This window comes from Pseudomonas salmasensis, assembly GCF_014268375.2.
In the GTDB taxonomy this organism is placed as follows: domain Bacteria; phylum Pseudomonadota; class Gammaproteobacteria; order Pseudomonadales; family Pseudomonadaceae; genus Aquipseudomonas; species Aquipseudomonas salmasensis.
In genome coordinates this window covers 3,189,935-3,206,072 of record NZ_CP077083.1, presented here as the reverse complement: position 1 = coordinate 3,206,072, position 16,138 = coordinate 3,189,935, and the positions used below count along the sequence as shown (strand labels likewise).

The following is a 16,138-nucleotide window of genomic DNA, read 5'->3' as shown; positions in this document are numbered from 1 at the left end:
ACGGGACAATTCAGCCTCCTTGCTTCGTGACCGCTGAGACCAGGATCGCATCCTCCTCCCGAATATTTGGCAGCGCCCTTTATAGGGCTGTGGTGCCGCTGTGGATGATGAATTCATGTGTGAACAACTGAAAATCTCTGAAAGTATCGTAAGTACCAATCCGGCTTTCCCCGAGCTCAGTGCGAAGGATGCTGCGCTACAGGCAGTGAGCGCCAAGCTCCGTGACTGGGCAGAATCGGTGGTAGATGACCGCCAAGCTCTCCTGCAGGTCATGCTGCAACCTCGGAGCCTCGGAAATATTTCCACAAAGTACGTCTCCGAGGTCTTGGGGGTAGATCCGTTGCTGCTATCAACTCAGGATCCCTCTATCGCGTGCGTTTATCAGGCCATGGTTGCCGAAAATATCGTTATCGAGTCGTACCCCATCCGAGACAACGAGCTGCGTCGGAGGTTGTTGAATTGGTTTGAACCGCTCTCAGATGACGATAAGCGAAATCTGCCTTTTATCAACGGGAAAATCGCGTTCGCGGGTGCGGTTGAGAACGCTGGCCCTGGTATGTATCGCGGGCGTGATTCTGAGCTGTTTATGTCTACCTGGGAGGACATTTCTACTCAGGTCTTGAAGCTCCAAGGCGCTGAGATCCCAGAAAGCTTCCCTGGCCGGAGGAAGAACTCGGCTGCGATCGCTGAGCTGATTCAAGAGTGGGTTGCCGAAGTCAGTGCAAGCCGTGATTTGCTGCTCCAGATTCCTTTGGTTCCGCGTGAGGGTGAGCCTCGGATACTGGTGGATTTCGTTGCCGAGCAGATTGGCGTGTCTGCCGCCGCCGTAAGAAATCAACGACACCTTACGGAAGGCGTCATTCAAGCCATGGCCGAGCAGTTGATCGTCTTCCCTGGCCACAGCTCGTTTGAGTGTGACTGGCGCAGACGGTTGTTGCGCTGGTATGAGGGGCTGGATCAGGAGCAAAAGCGCGCCATCCCCACATTTGCCAACAAGATCAAGCGGAAGGGTTACCTTGATCAAATTGAAGAGTTCGCCAATCTCAAGGGCAACTGGAAGCTTCCCTTGATCGCTATCACTATGGACGAGATCACAACTGATCTTTTGTCCCTCGGCGTTCTCGCGAGCGAGTACAAAACCGTCGCTGAGCGCGACAGAGAGAAGCGTCTCGCGGATGAGGCAGTGGCAGATGCGGAGGCTGAGGAATCATCGACGCTGAAGCGTATGTATGCCTACCGCAAGATGCTGGTCGAAAGTAGTGCGGACTTGGCGCCCACGGACGGTCAGCCATTCTCACCCCTGTTGCACCTGTTTTCCGTTGCCTCGTTGGGATCGCACCGCGAATCTGGGATCACGAACTATCGGCTTGCATATTCACACTACCGCGACAGCCTCTTAGAGTCGGGACTTGAGGGGCACGAACCGCTGACCGAGATGGTCGGTGTTTACTCACTCGCCAGGTTCAAAAAATATCTTGAAACCCAGCTGATCGAGGGGAAGCTGACCACGCTCACGTGCAATTCGATTTTGAGCGGTGTGAGAAATGTCATGGAGACCGCAAAGCACACGGAGGGGCTGGGAATCGCTTCATACATTCCCGTTTCGGAGTTCGAAAAAGCTTCTGAAACTGATCGGTACCGCCCTTACACCCCGAAAGAGCGGAAGCGCATCAGCGATACGCTAGGTCTTGCGATTGATCGTACAAACACCTTGGCCCAGCCTTATGAAAGGCGTGGTCGAGGGGAAGATCCTCTCGATGCTTTGGGGCACGTGAAGCGAGGTTATGGCACGCTGGAGAACGCGCGGTGGATCTTTGAGAACAAGCTGGATTGCAAACCTATCGGTTTCAGTTCAAAGGACGGCGATGACCCTTACCAGGTCGCCTTTATTCGCATTATCAATAACTCGGATCATTCGATTTACGACGTTTACCAAAGCTGGGGAGTGCTCTATACGCTTAACGCGAACACGTTGGCGCCTTATGTTGCCCGGCTGGCACAGGTGACAGGCCTTAACGCCGATTCGCTGCTTGGGTTGGACTGTGAGGACTTCGAAGAGCGCCATCGCCTTTCTAACCGACCGTGCCTCAGATACTGGAAGGAGCGTTCTACTGGCGCAAAAGAGTATCCGCTCGACATTTTTCAAGCGGAAATCTCCTGGCTTACGTCCTCTCAGGGCCGAGAAGTCCGGAAAATCTTTGCAGACGTGATGGCGCTCACAGCCCAGTTGCGTGCAGAGGCAAGCCCTGAGGCGGCGACCCGCCTATTCATCTACAGAGATGGATCAACGAGGGCTCGTGGGGAGATCAAAGCGCTGGACGGATCCGGCCCTACCATTCTAAATAAAATGTTCAACCATTTTACGAAAAGTCACGGCTTGCTCACCGATAAGGGAGAGCCCCTCCAACTAACCGCCTCACGGCTGCGGCCAAGCTTTGTGAGTGAGTTAATCGAAAAGGGTGTCAGTCTGCGCGAGATCCAGGTGCTACTTGGTCATAAAAGCATGCGTACCACTGTGGTGTATCTGGACAGGCTCGATCTCAATCGCATGGCGCGTAAGGTGCTCGACGAAGCCCTGCGAGACATCCACAAGCGAACGGTGCATACCGAGCCGATGGCCGCGCCGCGTGCGACGCCGTCAGATGTCATTATCTTCAAAACTCCTTTGGGTGGGTGTCGCAATATCCTGAATCCACCTGACTTCATCAAGAAGCTCAAAAGCTATATTCCGGGCAGACCTTGTTCGCTCTATAACAAGTGCCTGGGTTGCGATAACCGACTCATCACGAAATCGAATTTGCCAGATCTTTTTGCGATGCGTCGAGATTATCTCCATGCCATTGAGTCATCGAGAGTCCTGGACACTCCTTACGGTGCAGTAATTTTGGAGAACCTGGCATTGCTCGAAGAGATCCTCGATCCAAAGCTCTCAGATTTTACGCCTGAAGAGCTGGCAGAGGCAGAGCAGCTGTCGGAATACATTGAAACGAGCGTGATGGTTGAGGGGACATTCCAATGAACGAAGCACATTTTGATTTGCTGTCAAAGTTCAGCTCTTTGCGCTCTTGGTTCGCTCCTCACGCTGACTCTACAGGAGTAGTGTTCAGGCAGCGGGCTGCAGACGAGACGTTAGCGGCCACGAGTGGAGTGGATGCCGCCGCGTACTATGAGGCATTGTTAATGCTGCCGGTAGCGAGGCCGAATCCAGAAACTGGAGTCCGTTCGTTGATTAAGGATATGGTCTGGGATTTCAATGGCAATTATCCCAACTCTCCCCGTAGCGTTAGAGGGGCGGCGCTACGAATGGACTGGTCTAAGTATACTGCAGTAAGCGCGTTGGTACTGCTTGAGATGAAAGTCGCGTTTTATCTTTATTACCTGGCCCCGTCTCATGTTTATGGTGGCCGAAAATCTAAGAACAAGAAAGCCACCTCGATCATCATGAACTTCTCAGCGGGCATGAGATTTCTGGATCAAATGTCTCTCTGCGATCAACAGGAGTTTGGACGAGACTATGTCCAGCGTATTGAGACCGGCGTGCGGGGGTTTGACACTCTTTCTTATCGTAAGGCCGCAAAAAAATACGATTTTATCTTTAACTCTGCCTTGAAAGTGTTCTTTAACGTTATTCGTGCCCCGTATTTTGCTGAAAACGTGTTCGGCGGGTTCCTGCCACATGTCGATCTGAACAAGCTTCAGTGGGCTCATATCGCTACAGAAAAGGCATCTGGGGCGACCGACAAAGTGGTAAGTGAGGTGCTGTCGAACAAAGTCTTCGAGCACTCTTCGTTAACAGCCTCCATGTTGATTGTGGATTTCTTGGCGACACTTGGTGAATCGGTAGTGGACATCGATAGCCTTCGGCGTCGTAACGCCAGGGCATTTAACCGTGCAGACGAGCATGAGCTGACCCCTCGCTTGCTCAACATGTACACGCTTATGCGTCTGAAACAGGCTGGCTATCCCGAGAAGACTATCTCATCGGTCATGGGCGAGGTTCCGGATGAGTTGATGTCGCCTTTTCAACAGGAGGGGGCATCACTGATCTCTGTTTCGACAGTGAAAAAGATCGCGGGCGGTCTAATCAATCGTGCACTTCGTAAGTATCTTGACCAGGTCTACTACAGCTGCTGCTACATTGTGGCCCAGTACACGGGTATGCGGCCCTCAGAGCTGTCTCAAATCACCTTTGAACATGCGCTTTCTGAGAGTGGCCAGTACTGGGTGCTCAATAGTCATGTCGTAAAGCACCGCAACGCCTACGGAAAGTTGTTCGATGATACTTGGGTGGCTATCCCGATTGTTCGCGATGCGGTGGCTGCAGCCAAAATTCTGGCTAAATATAAGCAGACGCCTTTCCTGTTTGCTCCTACAGATACAGTAGCGCCAGGCGCGAAACCGGTAGAGGTCAGCAGCGTGGGAATGAAGTACCACTTGATGTCCTTTTTTGAATATATTCTTCCTGAGGATGAGTATAAGGCGCTTGGTTTTTATCCGTATATGTTGCGCCACACCCTGGCTTATCAGCTCTATCGTGCTGAGGTAGGGTTGCCGTTCATCAGCCATCAATTAAAGCATTTTGGCGATATTGTCGGTGGCTATTATAATCGGGGGTTTAGCGCTGTCACGTTGGTTTATGGGCATATTGGCGATTTAATCGAGATGGGAGGTCGTCAGGCCGGCAAGAGCAACAAATACCGGTTTATGGCAGAGAGGGAAGTAGTGCGGCTTCACTACGATCCGGAGGGCACATATGCTGGGGCAAACGGCGCTGCGCACAAAGCGAAGAACAAGGCGATGTTTAAAATGTACGAAGACGCGGGCTACACTTACGATGAAGTCATCAATGCCCTTGTAGCCCAAGGCATCGCAGTAGTGAACGTGGGTATGGGGATGTGCTACGGAGGTCGTGTTGAAGAGTTTGATGAAAGCTTGCCTTGTATCGGTGGGCTTCGCTGTAATCCTAACCGCTGCGCCAACTCGGTGATTACTAAGGCTCATGCTCCAAAGTGGAGAGAGATTTATACCCAGAATCGCGCGTTGCTCACTGACCCGTTCTATCAGGATCGCTTGGATCAAATCAATGAAGTCATTAACGAGGCCAAAGGGGTACTGGATTGGCTTGGCGAAGCTACGGAGCTTGAAGTATGAGCAGTCAACCATTTGATGCGCGCAATTCCGCCGACTACGACCGGATCACAGCTGTTCTAACAGAAGCGCTGGCCCTTATTTCGAGAGATGGCTCAATTAAGGCAACTGTTTCTGAGCTAAGCAGGATTTCTGGAGTCCATCGCAATACGATATACCTGCGTCAGTTTCCTCTGGACAAGCTTGCACTTATTAAAGAGCAACGCGCTCTAAAGAAGTTAGCACTTGCGCGTAAAAAAGTTAAACGCCAAGATCCAGTCAGTATCTTGGAAGATCGTCTAGAAAAAAGTCGTCTAGAAGTTGTATACTGGTTCAATAAGTATAGAGACTCTCAAGAGACGGCTGCTGTGCTGGATGCCCGTTTGGCTAAGGTTCGTGATGCACGAGACATGGCTCTACAGGATTCCAATGGACACCTGTCAAAAATTGGATCTCTTGAACACGAGATTGAGCGGCTCCGGGACGTCATTGCCGTCTTGGAGGCCGAAAACGCGGAGAAAGCGAATTGAAAGCATACCAAGACCTGCTAGCTGACGTGCTAAGCAATGGCGTCGAGAAAGGCGATCGCACCGGCACAGGCACACTGAGTGTCTTTGGTCGCCAATTCCGCCACAACCTGGAGGATGGCTTCCCGCTCCTCACCACCAAGAAGCTGCATTTCAAGAGCATCATCAACGAGATGATCTGGTTCCTGAACGGTGACACCAACACCAAATGGCTCAAGGAGCACGGTGTCCGCATCTGGGATGAGTGGGCGACTGAAGACGGTGACCTTGGCCCGATCTACGGTAAGCAGTGGACGGCCTGGCCTACCCAGGACGGCAAAACCATTAATCAGATCGACTATGTCGTCAATACGCTGAAGACGAACCCGAACAGCCGTCGCATCCTCTTCCATGGGTGGAACGTCGAGTACCTTCCCGATGAGTCGGTGAGCCCTCAGGAGAATGCCCGGAACGGGAAGATGGCTTTGCCACCGTGCCATCTGCTTTATCAATTCTATGTGGCAAATAATAAGTTGTCTGCGCACTTATATATTCGGTCTAGTGACCTATTGCTTGGCAATCCCTACAATTTGGCTGGAGTTAGTTTTCTAACCCATATGCTCGCACAGCAATGTGATTTGGGAGTTGGAGAAGTTGTAGTTACCATGGGTGACGCGCACATTTACTTGAATCATATTGAACAAGTTAAGCTGCAACTTACTCGGGATCCGCGCCCTCTGCCGAATTTGGTTTTTAATCGTAAGCCAGCAAGTATCTATGACTACAAGTTTGAAGACTTCGAGATTGTAGGCTATGACCCACATCCTCATATTCCTGCTCCTGTATCGATCTAACTGAGTCAATGCCTGGCTAGCCAAATCTTGGTTGGCCAGGATGGGATATCGGTGGGCAAGACCAAGCCTAGCCTAATCGCTTTAGACGTCGCTCCTGCTGCGGCCTTGGAAGCGCTTAAAAACCGTTTGATCCAAGCACCTTCCTGCGGAACCTATCTCCAGGCAGGTCAGGACATGTTGTCTGTCATTGCCCAGCGAACTGGAGGTTTGTGGATGTCTGAAGTGCTCACAGAAGAGCAGATGCGGGACGCGCTTTTCAGCGGCTTACCACCTAGCAGCTTCAAACCTAGGCAAAGCCCTGCAGCACCGAAGGCCTCTGAGCAACCTCGTCCAAGTAAATTGCGGGCTACCCTTCACGTCACCAAGGTGTTCGAAGGGCATATGGACGTTTTCGTTTATGAATCGAACACCCTGAGCCGATTGGTCGCTGAATTGGAGGCCAAGAACGCGGCGCGTAAGAAGAAGTACAAGTACATCGACGTTGTCTCCGTCCAACAGATCTGAGGATCAATGGCGGTAGCCGGGCACGCCTGCTCCAAGTGGCTACTTCGATCTTGATGTACCAATGAGCTGCTATCTCTCGGGCGACCTCCAGCGTAGGCTTCAGGTTATGCAGGACGCAATCAGGCAACCGCCAAGGAATTCACATGTACCTCACGATCATGAAGCCACAAGCGCTTCAGCAAATCGCTGTATTAGCCCGTGGGTTATGGATCGTTGAAGGCCCTGAGGGCTCCGTGCTGGTAATCAAGGCAGCGAAAGAGCTGATCCTGGCCGCTCAGCAAAGGCGTGAACTGAAGCTTTACCTCGCGCCATACAAGGCAGACGAAACGACGGGACTTACGCTTCTCACTGCCTGCTTTGATGACCCACAAAGCCCGCTATTGATCAAAACCCCACTCATCCCTGGTGACCCTCTCACCGAGGCACTGCAGAGCCTCCCTGACGAGTTCAGTGTGTGCTTTTTCGACGAGCACAACCGTGAGCTGTTCGGTTGTAAGGCCCAGGCGAAGCTTGGTCAGCTCCGCAAGGAGCTCGGTACACTCAGCCCCATTGGTGCAGATCACTGGCCCAAGATGTATGAGCAGGCGGACAGATGGTTCAGCCTCACGACCTATGAGGACGACGCTCGTGCCACAACGGTGTTCCTAGAGGAGGATCTGTTCCCTTCGGACTATTTGATCACCGACCTTACCCGCCAGGATTTTCGAGGCTCCAAAGGCTTCTCCAATACACAGTTGGAGCGCACTGAGCCGGGCACCTTTCAGGAGCTAGATATCATCTATCTGCTCCAGCGGGCATATACCTCCAAGCGGATCATCCATGGCCCCTTGAAGGTCTCCGATGGCGAGGAGCTGGCTGACGTAGTGGTGATGGGCGATGAAGTGACTTTATTGCTGCAGGCGAAGGACAGTCCCAATACGCCAGCGATGATGAACACAACGCTTGAGAGAAAGCGGAAGAAGGCCATAGGTCAGTTGAAGAACGGCCTTCAGCAACTACGCGGTGCTATCTCAACGATCAGGCGAGAAGGCAATCCAGCCTTGGCGCTTGTGGACGGCACGCCCTTGGATATTGATCTTGCTGCACGCCCCCTAGTGGGAGTTGTCGTGGTCAGAGAGTTTTTTATCGACAACTACGATGAATACAGCACCATGATTTTGAAGTTCATGGATGAGGTCGGTGTCCGCGTCCTAGCCTTCGATTACAATGAGTTCGAGGTCATGATCCGCCACTGCCCTTCGGAAGATGCACTGCTGTCAGCGTTCTTCCAGATTTCCAAATGCGCTGAGGAAAGGCGCATCTATCCGAGGCTGCGCTTCACGGATCTGCCGCCGCGCTAAATCGAATCGGACAAGTGGAGAGCTTCTCTGCTCTTGCCCCACAACTCCCTTTCTAGCCAGGCAGTTCTTTGAGCCAGTAACGCCTGACAGTCGCTTCAGGCAAACCCAGCGCTCGACTCACCTCCGCCTTCGACATGCCACTGGCCTTGAGCTCTAGCACGGCTCGGATTCGATCTGGGCTGCTGGGTTTGCCTCGCGTGCGCTTTACCAGCCCTTCACCAGCGTCCCAGTGCTTCTTCAGGCCCTGCAAGCCTCCCAGGGCTATGAAGCCCTCCAAATCCTGCGAAGCCTTCGCCATGACATCGATAGGTGATGACCCATCTTGGAGGGCCTGACACAGTGCTACCAGAGCCACGAGGTCGAAATCTAGGGTCAGCGCGATCTTGCTCAGCTTGACCAAAGAGACCTGCGTTTTCCCTTGCTCCAATCGCGACAGATTGGCTTGGGAACTGATCTCGGCGAGCTCCTCCTGGGCCGATCCTCTAAGGTCGCGCAGAGCTCGGACTATTGCTGCTATCTCGTTCTGCATGCTGAGCGCTCAAAACGAAGAATAGGGCCACAGCGCCATGCGTCGATAAATATCGAAAGCTGGTAATAATGGCGCTCATCGTTTATCGTGGGCCTACAGATGACAGCCTCGCCGCGTCCGGGCGACCGGCCAGGGAGTGATCAATTTATTAGAAAGTCGACGTCAGCAGGCTAGGGATGAAGCTTCACATACTGTCTGATTTACATTGTGAGTTCGCCGATTTCGTCCCCCCTGTGGTGGACTGTGACGTGGTCGTATTAGCCGGCGACATCCATGTGAAGTCCAGGGGGGCCAGATGGGCCAGCCTGGCCTTCAGCACGCCTGTCGTCTACGCCATGGGCAATCATGAGCACTACAGCGGGAATATAGATCGAACTCACAGCAAGCTGCTTGACGCTGCTGAGGCGCACGTCCACATCTTGGAAAATCAGGTTTTAGAGTACGGTGATGTGCAGTTTCTCTGTGCTACGGCTTGGACAAGCCTGGCCGCGACCGGAGACCCAGTAGCTGCTTCTTGGTGTGCTCGTGACTCACTGAATGACTTTCGCGCTATCCGTGTCGGTGAACAGTATCGGCGTTTGCGCCCTGACGACCTGATCGCGAGAAATCGAGAGACGAAGGAGTGGTTAGAGGCTCAGCTGTCGCTGCCATTCAACGGTAAGCGTGTAGTTGTGACTCACCATCCGCCTCTTATGAAGTTCGTGAGTGACCAAGGAGCCGATCCTCACTTGCGAGCAGCCTATGGAAACAATTGGGATGGCCTGATGGATTTCAAGATCGATCTATGGATCTTTGGCCATACCCACGAAGCTGTGGATGAGGTTGTTAATGGCGTCCGGTTTGTGAGTAATCCTCGTGGTTATCCCACCGAAGAAACTGGCTTTCGGCCAGACCTAGTTGTCAGTGTATGAAGACTGACAGGGCTGCCGGCGTTTAGCTTTTTTCAGTAAGTGAGTAGGTTTCAAATTCGAACGTGATGGAGAATCAATGAGTTGTCTGAATTCCCAGGACTGGACGGCTGAGGGCGGAATACGACTGCCCAGTCTGGTGTCAGCTAAGTTGGCGATTGCGCAGGCCCATGATTGGGGTGCACTAGTGGACGCGTACCTGGTAGATGCAGCTGAAGTTGGCGATCGTTTCGTTGCGTATGTGTATGGCGATCTTTCAGGGCAACTGGTTGATGGGATGACAATTGTCACACCCCCTAGTGAGGTGATAGCGGAGGTCGAAGGCATGGCGTTATTGCGGACAGTGTCAGGCAACGATCATTACGTCATGGTCAGCCGATTGCCTGCCGCCGCTTGAGTGCCCCCGCGTTGTCGAGGCCGCTGTCTCAGCCTGCTTCATTAGGCCCCACCGTCATCTAATCCATTAATAGTTAATGTGTGTTTAAGGGAAGAAGCATGTCCGAGTTAAAGAAACTGACATTGACTGTTAAGAACTATGATGCTCAAGGGAGCGGTGATCTAGACGCTCTCTATCGACGTGTTAGATATGAAGATGAGAACGGCGCTACTCTCTATTTCAAAGAGGTTGTGATGCTGAAGTACCTTGTGAAGCATGGTGCTTTGGCGACTGATGTTCCGCGAACTTGGTACTATAAGCATGCCTCAAAGAAATCGATAATTGTTGTCGCTTTTGAGAGGGCTGGTGGGAAAGTTGAGTGCGACTTGGATGATCTGCGAATTATTGCAAGGTCGACTTTGGTAAAGGGTGTGGTTATTTCGCTAGCAGCGGTTCCAGCTGGGATTATTGCTGCAACGGCAACCTTTGGAGTTGGGCTTGTCATTATTCCTATGTTTTTGTGGTATGGGTACAGGAACGTCTTCAAGCTTCCGAAAATGCTGGGTCGAAAAACGCTGGTGGATGAATTTTCAAAATTTGGCGTTACTCTTCGGTAGCTTGGTTTTTTGGTTGTTGAACTTGATTCTCGTTAGAGTGGCTGGCTGTCTTGCGGACGCTGAACAGCGAAGGAAACTCAGATGAAGACCAATGCCGTTATCTTTGACGCCTTCGGAACGCTGGTCGAGATACAGCAGCCGACACATCCGTTTCGACAGTTGCTTCGAGAGGGGCGACGCCAAGGCCGCTTGCCTCGCGCTGATGACATTCGAACGATCATGACCCGTTGCCTTTCTCTAAGCGAGGCTGCGCTGGCCTTTGGCATCAAGATCTCGCCCTCCCAACTCGCATTTCTTGATCAATGCTTGGAGGAAGAGCTGGCAAGCATTCAGCCTTATCCAGACGCGGTTGAGGCCGTTGGGCTACTGCAAGCTGCGGGGGTGAGACTGGCCGTATGTTCAAATCTGGCAATGGCCTACGGCCCCGTAGTGGAAAGGATTTTCCCGCACCTTGGGGCCTATGGTTTCAGCTATCGCATTGGTGTTATGAAACCGCAAGCCGGCATCTACCACCACACCTGCGATCTGCTTAATGTCCGGCCAGAAAATGAGCTCCGTGGTCAGAGGCGGATCGTCATGATTGGCGACTCAGAAAGGTGTGATCGGGATGGGCCTGGCCAGGTCGGTATCAAGGGTTACCTGTTGCGCAGGAATGGAGACGGGGCTTCCAATCTTTCCCACTTTGCACGATCAGTGCTGAGTGATAGGTAGCTGCGAGCAGATCTTCAATTCGATGGTAAGCGTTGCGTCTGAGCTAAAGGGCCGCGCCACTAGGTGGCCCTTGCCGGGATGCCCCCTGCACAGAGTACGAGGGGCGACCAGACCAGTATCACCAGAGGGTGAAGCATGAATGAGCTTAGGATTGTCGGGCGATGCGTTCGCTCCCCGATCGGCTGCTGGAGTGCTAGGCATCGCTGTTTTCAGACGCGTTACGAGCAGGTCTTCTCAATCGCGCTGGAAGTGTTTGGAAGCCGAAAGAAGGCGCAGCGATGGCTTGTAAGATCTGTAGTAGGTGTAGGCCGTCAGACACCCTGCAGGGTGCTGTGCACACCTATGGGATTCACAATTATCCATGACGAGATTATGCGGCTTGATCACGGCATACGTGCCTAATCCCATTTAGCCAGTCATTTGGCAGGGAGAGCAAGGCTCATAATAAAGCTTATTGATACTAGAATGCACATTCCAACTAAAAGCGGAATTGATCCAAATCTTTCTAGAGCAAGTGCTGCTGCGATGGGGCCTACAGCCTGGGCAATCAGCATTGGGCGAGCCAGCAGCCCCATACGTGCTCCGTAGCCATCCGCGCCGAATAGAGCCAAGGGTAATGTTCCGCGAGCAATGGTCAGAATTCCATTACCTGCTCCGTAAAGCGCCAAGGCTACGAAGGCCAGCCACGGGATGGCCGGTAACAGCAGCGCAATACCCACCCCGCATAGCAGGATGGCGATACGAGCCGACCAGGTCGGGTGTAGGTTTCGCCCAATCGAAAACTCTGCAAGGCGTGCCATGACTTGAGATGGCCCAATCATCATTCCTATGGCCAGTGCTGTTGAGGTTGCGATGCCAAGCAGTTTTAGCACATCAAGTAGGTGGACTGAGACGGAAGAAATAACCAGCGACTGGAATGTCAGCAGCGCTGCCAGCAGGATGAATAAGCGGTTGGTTGATTTGCTGGAACTAGGAATGGGCAGGGGACTTGCTAGAGGTGCAGATTCGGCTGGGGGGCCTTTCTCGCTGGGAATTGTCAGAAGATGGATTGGTAGTCCAACTACCAGGTGCATTGCGGCTAAGACAAAGCAACTGTACCTCCACCCGATCTGGTGCTCTAGGCCTGCGATCAGTGGCCAGCCTAAGGTGCTGGCAAACCCACCTAGCAAGGTTAGACCAGTCATCGAGGCGCGTGCGTGGTCGCCAAGTAGTAGTCCGAGTGTCGAAAACGCTGCGTCATAAAGGCCAGCAGCCATGCCCGCGCCGATCAGCGTCCATGCTAGGTAATAAACGGCCAAGTTACTGGCCAAGCCCATCAACAGCATACCCATCGCCAAAAATAACGAGCTAGCTGCCAACACGGGGCGTCCCCCATTTTGATCGATCCATCGTCCCACCATGGGCGAGCAAGCTCCTGCGACCAGCAGTCCCCAAGACAATCCAATCACTACGCTCGTAACTGACCATCCTGTTTCTTTGATGATTGGTGTTGCAAGAACTGCTGGCAGGTAATAGGTCGAACTCCAGGCAAGGATTTGTGCGATGCCTAATGCCCACACAAGCTTGAATCGGTTGATAGGTCGTTGGCTGCTTTCTAGGTTTTTCACTAGCTACGGACTCTTGTTTTTTCGGACGCCAGCGGCTCAGTTTTGCGTTGCGAGAGTGCGGGCGCCTTCCAAATTACGAACTCGCTTTAGCAAATACCGAAGTATTTGTTCGGCATCAGGCCCCACGCCTCGTAAGGTTGCAGAGGCGAAGTTGCGTTGTTTGGGCAAGCCTACAAAGTACAAGCCTGGAACATGAACGGCTCGCCCGTCGCGCTGCGCCACTCGTCCCTGCTCATCCATTACTGGAAGGCCTTGGAGAAATGACAGGTTCGGACGATAGCCAGTGGCAAAAATCAGGCTATCAACGGTTTCATGCTGCCCTTCGGCCCAAATAACGCCTGTTGAAGTGACCTCGGAGAACATTGCAGCTTGATTGAAGCGTCCGGATCTCAGAGCCTTTCTGTACGTGCCGTCGTCCAGTACAGGCGTGCTTTGATCGTTTAGCCACTTAGTTTTCTCTAGGCCTGTCCATTTCAACCAAGTATGAAAATCTGCTCCTAATATCCGTTGTGGCGCGAATCGAATCGCCTCTCGCGTGGCCAGAGTCACGGTTGCAACTTTGGATAAATCGTAAGCGATTTGTACAGCCGAGTTAGCAGCGCCAACTACGACGATGCGTTGCCCACTAAATGCTTCTGCATTCCGATAATGAGCACTGTGAAGCTGAGTGCCGCTGAAGTTCTTGAGCCCAGGGATATCGGGTACGTAGGGACGACTGAAGGCTCCTGAGGCCACGACCACCGCTCTCGCACAAAAGCTTTGTCCGTTCGCTGCAGTGATCCGAAATCCTTCGCCTTCCTGACCTACGTTCGCGACCCTAATCCCTTGAAGGATAGGTAACCGGAAGAAGTCGGCATAACCTTCCAGATAACGCACTACTTCATCCCGAGAAGGGTAGTGGCCTGCTGCTCCAGGAAATGGAAGCCCCGGAAGAGAGGAATATGCTGCTGGCGAGAACAATTCAAGGCTGTCGTAGTAATTACGCCAGTTCCCCCCAGGCTGCGATTGCTCATCAAAAATGCGGAAATTGAGGCCGTGCTGCTTCAGGTGCCAACCGGTAGCCAACCCTGCTTGGCCAGCACCAATGACAATAACATCCAACATCTGACTGCTTATGTTCATGTATGCGCACTCATGCACGTATTTATGCAAAAAAAGGCTCAGACCTTTTCGCCTCGACAGCACAGTGGAACGATGCTTTTGGTGTGGATGAGGATGGCCTCTAGACGCTTGATAATGGCTGGGCCGTCCACTTCATAGAACATCTGGCGCCCTACCTTAGTGGCTCTAACGATCCCCGCCTCTAGTAGCACCTGAAGGTGGCGAGACACAACCGAACGCTCTTGAGGTAAGTCAGCCGCAATTTCAGTGACATCAGCACGGCCTAGTAGCATTACGCGCTTCAGCACTGCGATTCGCGGTGGCTCACAGAGGGCTTTGAAGAATGCACCGTCCAGCGATTCTATGGCGGCCTCGATTGCCTGGGTTCGGTTCAGTAATAAGGTCATGTAGCGACTATATGTGCATGTACGTGCACATGTAAAGGTCGGGTCGACAAAGCACGACCTGCCAGCACTCCGGAGGGCCGTGCCTATCTACTGACGAGCAACACCTCAATCCAGGTGCCAAACGTCTCAATGGGATGATCGGCCAACCTTCTGCTGCTAGGTTATCGGTAGCGTCGACAATCAGCCATCGTCCAGCGGTAACGCCTTGCACATGTAGCACGCCGAGCCAGGGCAGAGCTTTCTGAACTGTTCTGTCTGAGAAATCCTTGCCGGCTCAGAACCCCGTTGATGCACTGCGTACCCCTGCTGCTCAAAAAATCCTGGCGCTGTTGTTGTCAGCAAATGGAGTCGAGAGATTCCCTGCTCAGCAGCTATTGCTTCAATGATCCGAAGCACCGCGACACCGACCCCTTTCGATCTGTATGTCGACACCACGACCACGGAACGCAGCAACCCGTCCGTACCGTGCGTTTCGAATCCTCCCCATGCGACCGTCTCACTGTCCAGCGTGAACTCAAAAAAGGTTCGGCCCGGAAGATCAATATCGTCTGATGGAAGGTCAGCAGATTTCAGTGCATCGCGAAAGCGCTGCCATTGCCCACCGGCTATTCCGTTGCCTGGATCATCATCTCCCACTCCATCCTTCCATCTCCTTTGTGCTGCTTTGCATGGACTGTTACGGCCCAAGCCGAAGCCGTAGTCATCATATTCGCTTTACCGAATATCTGCCAAAGCGTATATTCGATTTTCCATATGCATCGAGTCTAGTCATGACCCCTGCTATCAAAGTGCTTTTCGTGTGCGTTGCCAACTCAGCCCGCTCCCAGCTTGCAGAGGCTTTGCTGCGTCACACCGACCCGCGCTTCGAGGCCTTCAGCGGAGGATCCCAACCCTCTGAGGTTGATCCGCGCACGATTCAGGCGTTGGAGGCAGTTGGAGTCGATGCGACGGGCCTGCGAAGCAAGTCCATCAGCGAGTTTCAAGCTGATCGATTCGATTACGTAATCACTCTTTGTGATAAGTCCGCAAGCGAGTGCCTACCAATGCCCAGCGCAGGTGAAGTCATTGCCTGGGACTTTCCTGACCCAGTAAATAGCGATGATCCCGGCGCATTTCGCCACACGCTCCACGACATCCACGAGCGAATCAAACTCTTCGTTTTGCTTAAGACCAAACACTTGGAGGATCTATGACAGACCCCATGAACCCCATCACGCTATTCAAGTGCCTAGCAGACGACACCCGAACCAAAATTACGATGCTCGTCGTGAGTGAAGGCGAGCTATGTGTCTGCGAGCTGACAGTCGCTCTTGAGATGAATCAGCCCAAAATTTCTCGTCACTTGGCGCTGCTTCGTTCAGCAGGCTTGCTGATGGATCGTCGCCAGGGTCAGTGGGTGTACTACCGTCTGAATCCCGATTTGCCTGCGTGGGTAACTGCGGTTTTGAAAGAAGTCGTAGACGCCAATCAGCAATGGCTGGAAACCGAGACTAAACGCCTGTGCGGTATGAACGACCGTCCGATCAATCAGGCCGTGTGCAGTTGATTCAC

General features: G+C 52.8%; 18 protein-coding genes. 13 read left to right on the top strand and 5 right to left on the bottom strand.

Annotated elements, in window-relative coordinates:
• Window positions 1-100: 100 nt before the first annotated feature.
• The 6 genes from HU731_RS14420 to HU731_RS28450 all read left to right on the top strand — a co-directional run bounded on the left by HU731_RS14420 (window position 101) and on the right by HU731_RS28450 (window position 8,331).
• On the top strand, window positions 101-3,019 hold the full coding sequence (locus tag HU731_RS14420) for a tyrosine-type recombinase/integrase (RefSeq protein WP_186607215.1): 2,919 nt from the start codon (window positions 101-103) through the stop codon (window positions 3,017-3,019).
• Window positions 3,016-5,151, top strand: a complete 2,136-nt coding sequence (locus HU731_RS14415) for a tyrosine-type recombinase/integrase (protein WP_186607216.1) — start codon at window positions 3,016-3,018, stop codon at window positions 5,149-5,151. The genes HU731_RS14420 and HU731_RS14415 overlap by 4 nt, the downstream gene beginning before the upstream one ends.
• Entirely contained in the window at window positions 5,148-5,657 is a 510-nt protein-coding gene (locus tag HU731_RS14410; RefSeq protein ID WP_186607217.1) for a hypothetical protein, read from the top strand. Before HU731_RS14415 ends, HU731_RS14410 begins: the two co-directional genes overlap by 4 nt.
• On the top strand, window positions 5,654-6,487 hold the full coding sequence (locus HU731_RS14405; RefSeq protein WP_186607218.1) for a thymidylate synthase: 834 nt from the start codon (window positions 5,654-5,656) through the stop codon (window positions 6,485-6,487). The genes HU731_RS14410 and HU731_RS14405 overlap by 4 nt, the downstream gene beginning before the upstream one ends.
• Window positions 6,488-6,538: 51 nt before the next feature.
• Window positions 6,539-6,991 carry a hypothetical protein gene (locus HU731_RS28830; RefSeq protein ID WP_367616843.1) on the top strand — a complete coding sequence of 151 codons (453 nt, stop codon included), beginning with the start codon at window positions 6,539-6,541 and terminating at the stop codon, window positions 6,989-6,991.
• Window positions 6,992-7,134: 143 nt separating this feature from the next.
• Window positions 7,135-8,331: a hypothetical protein gene (locus HU731_RS28450; protein WP_225931464.1), complete on the top strand. Its 1,197-nt coding sequence runs from the start codon at window positions 7,135-7,137 to the stop codon at window positions 8,329-8,331.
• Between the two features lie 52 nt (window positions 8,332-8,383).
• On the opposite strand, the gene HU731_RS14390 is transcribed toward HU731_RS28450, so the two are convergent.
• Window positions 8,384-8,860 (bottom strand): helix-turn-helix domain-containing protein, encoded by a 477-nt coding sequence (locus tag HU731_RS14390; protein ID WP_093466079.1) that lies wholly within the window; start codon window positions 8,858-8,860, stop codon window positions 8,384-8,386.
• Window positions 8,861-9,036: 176 nt separating this feature from the next.
• On the opposite strand from HU731_RS14390, the gene HU731_RS14385 reads away from it, so the two are divergent.
• The 5 genes from HU731_RS14385 (at window position 9,037) to HU731_RS28825 (ending at window position 11,874) form a co-directional block, all read left to right on the top strand.
• Window positions 9,037-9,771, top strand: a complete 735-nt coding sequence (locus HU731_RS14385) for a metallophosphoesterase (protein ID WP_055137226.1) — start codon at window positions 9,037-9,039, stop codon at window positions 9,769-9,771.
• 76 nt (window positions 9,772-9,847) lie between these two features.
• Window positions 9,848-10,165, top strand: a complete 318-nt coding sequence (locus HU731_RS14380) for a hypothetical protein (protein WP_033901845.1) — start codon at window positions 9,848-9,850, stop codon at window positions 10,163-10,165.
• Window positions 10,166-10,263: 98 nt separating this feature from the next.
• Window positions 10,264-10,761: a hypothetical protein gene (locus HU731_RS14375; RefSeq protein ID WP_186607219.1), complete on the top strand. Its 498-nt coding sequence runs from the start codon at window positions 10,264-10,266 to the stop codon at window positions 10,759-10,761.
• 81 nt (window positions 10,762-10,842) lie between these two features.
• Window positions 10,843-11,472, top strand: coding sequence for an HAD family hydrolase (locus HU731_RS14370; protein WP_186607220.1), 630 nt, complete (start codon window positions 10,843-10,845; stop codon window positions 11,470-11,472).
• Between the two features lie 135 nt (window positions 11,473-11,607).
• Window positions 11,608-11,874, top strand: a complete 267-nt coding sequence (locus HU731_RS28825) for an antitoxin Xre/MbcA/ParS toxin-binding domain-containing protein (protein WP_186607221.1) — start codon at window positions 11,608-11,610, stop codon at window positions 11,872-11,874.
• A 14-nt stretch (window positions 11,875-11,888) separates the two neighbouring features.
• On the opposite strand, the gene HU731_RS14360 is transcribed toward HU731_RS28825, so the two are convergent.
• The 4 genes from HU731_RS14360 to arsN2 form a co-directional block, all read right to left on the bottom strand.
• On the bottom strand, window positions 11,889-13,079 hold the full coding sequence (locus tag HU731_RS14360; RefSeq protein ID WP_186607222.1) for an MFS transporter: 1,191 nt from the start codon (window positions 13,077-13,079) through the stop codon (window positions 11,889-11,891).
• A gap of 36 nt (window positions 13,080-13,115) precedes the next feature.
• The gene (locus tag HU731_RS14355) at window positions 13,116-14,201 is read right to left on the bottom strand and encodes a flavin-containing monooxygenase (RefSeq protein WP_186607223.1); all 1,086 of its coding nucleotides are present in this window, start codon (window positions 14,199-14,201) and stop codon (window positions 13,116-13,118) included.
• Window positions 14,202-14,239: 38 nt separating this feature from the next.
• The gene (locus HU731_RS14350; RefSeq protein ID WP_186607224.1) at window positions 14,240-14,587 is read right to left on the bottom strand and encodes an ArsR/SmtB family transcription factor; all 348 of its coding nucleotides are present in this window, start codon (window positions 14,585-14,587) and stop codon (window positions 14,240-14,242) included.
• A 180-nt stretch (window positions 14,588-14,767) separates the two neighbouring features.
• Entirely contained in the window at window positions 14,768-15,223 is a 456-nt protein-coding gene (gene arsN2, locus HU731_RS14345) for an arsenic resistance N-acetyltransferase ArsN2 (protein ID WP_225931463.1), read from the bottom strand.
• A 134-nt stretch (window positions 15,224-15,357) separates the two neighbouring features.
• Between arsN2 and HU731_RS14340 the strand changes: the two genes are divergently transcribed.
• Together HU731_RS14340 and HU731_RS14335 are read left to right on the top strand one after the other, a co-directional pair.
• The gene (locus HU731_RS14340) at window positions 15,358-15,780 is read left to right on the top strand and encodes an arsenate reductase ArsC (RefSeq protein WP_186607225.1); all 423 of its coding nucleotides are present in this window, start codon (window positions 15,358-15,360) and stop codon (window positions 15,778-15,780) included.
• Window positions 15,777-16,133 (top strand): metalloregulator ArsR/SmtB family transcription factor, encoded by a 357-nt coding sequence (locus tag HU731_RS14335; protein WP_186607226.1) that lies wholly within the window; start codon window positions 15,777-15,779, stop codon window positions 16,131-16,133. Before HU731_RS14340 ends, HU731_RS14335 begins: the two co-directional genes overlap by 4 nt.
• Window positions 16,134-16,138 lie beyond the last annotated feature (5 nt).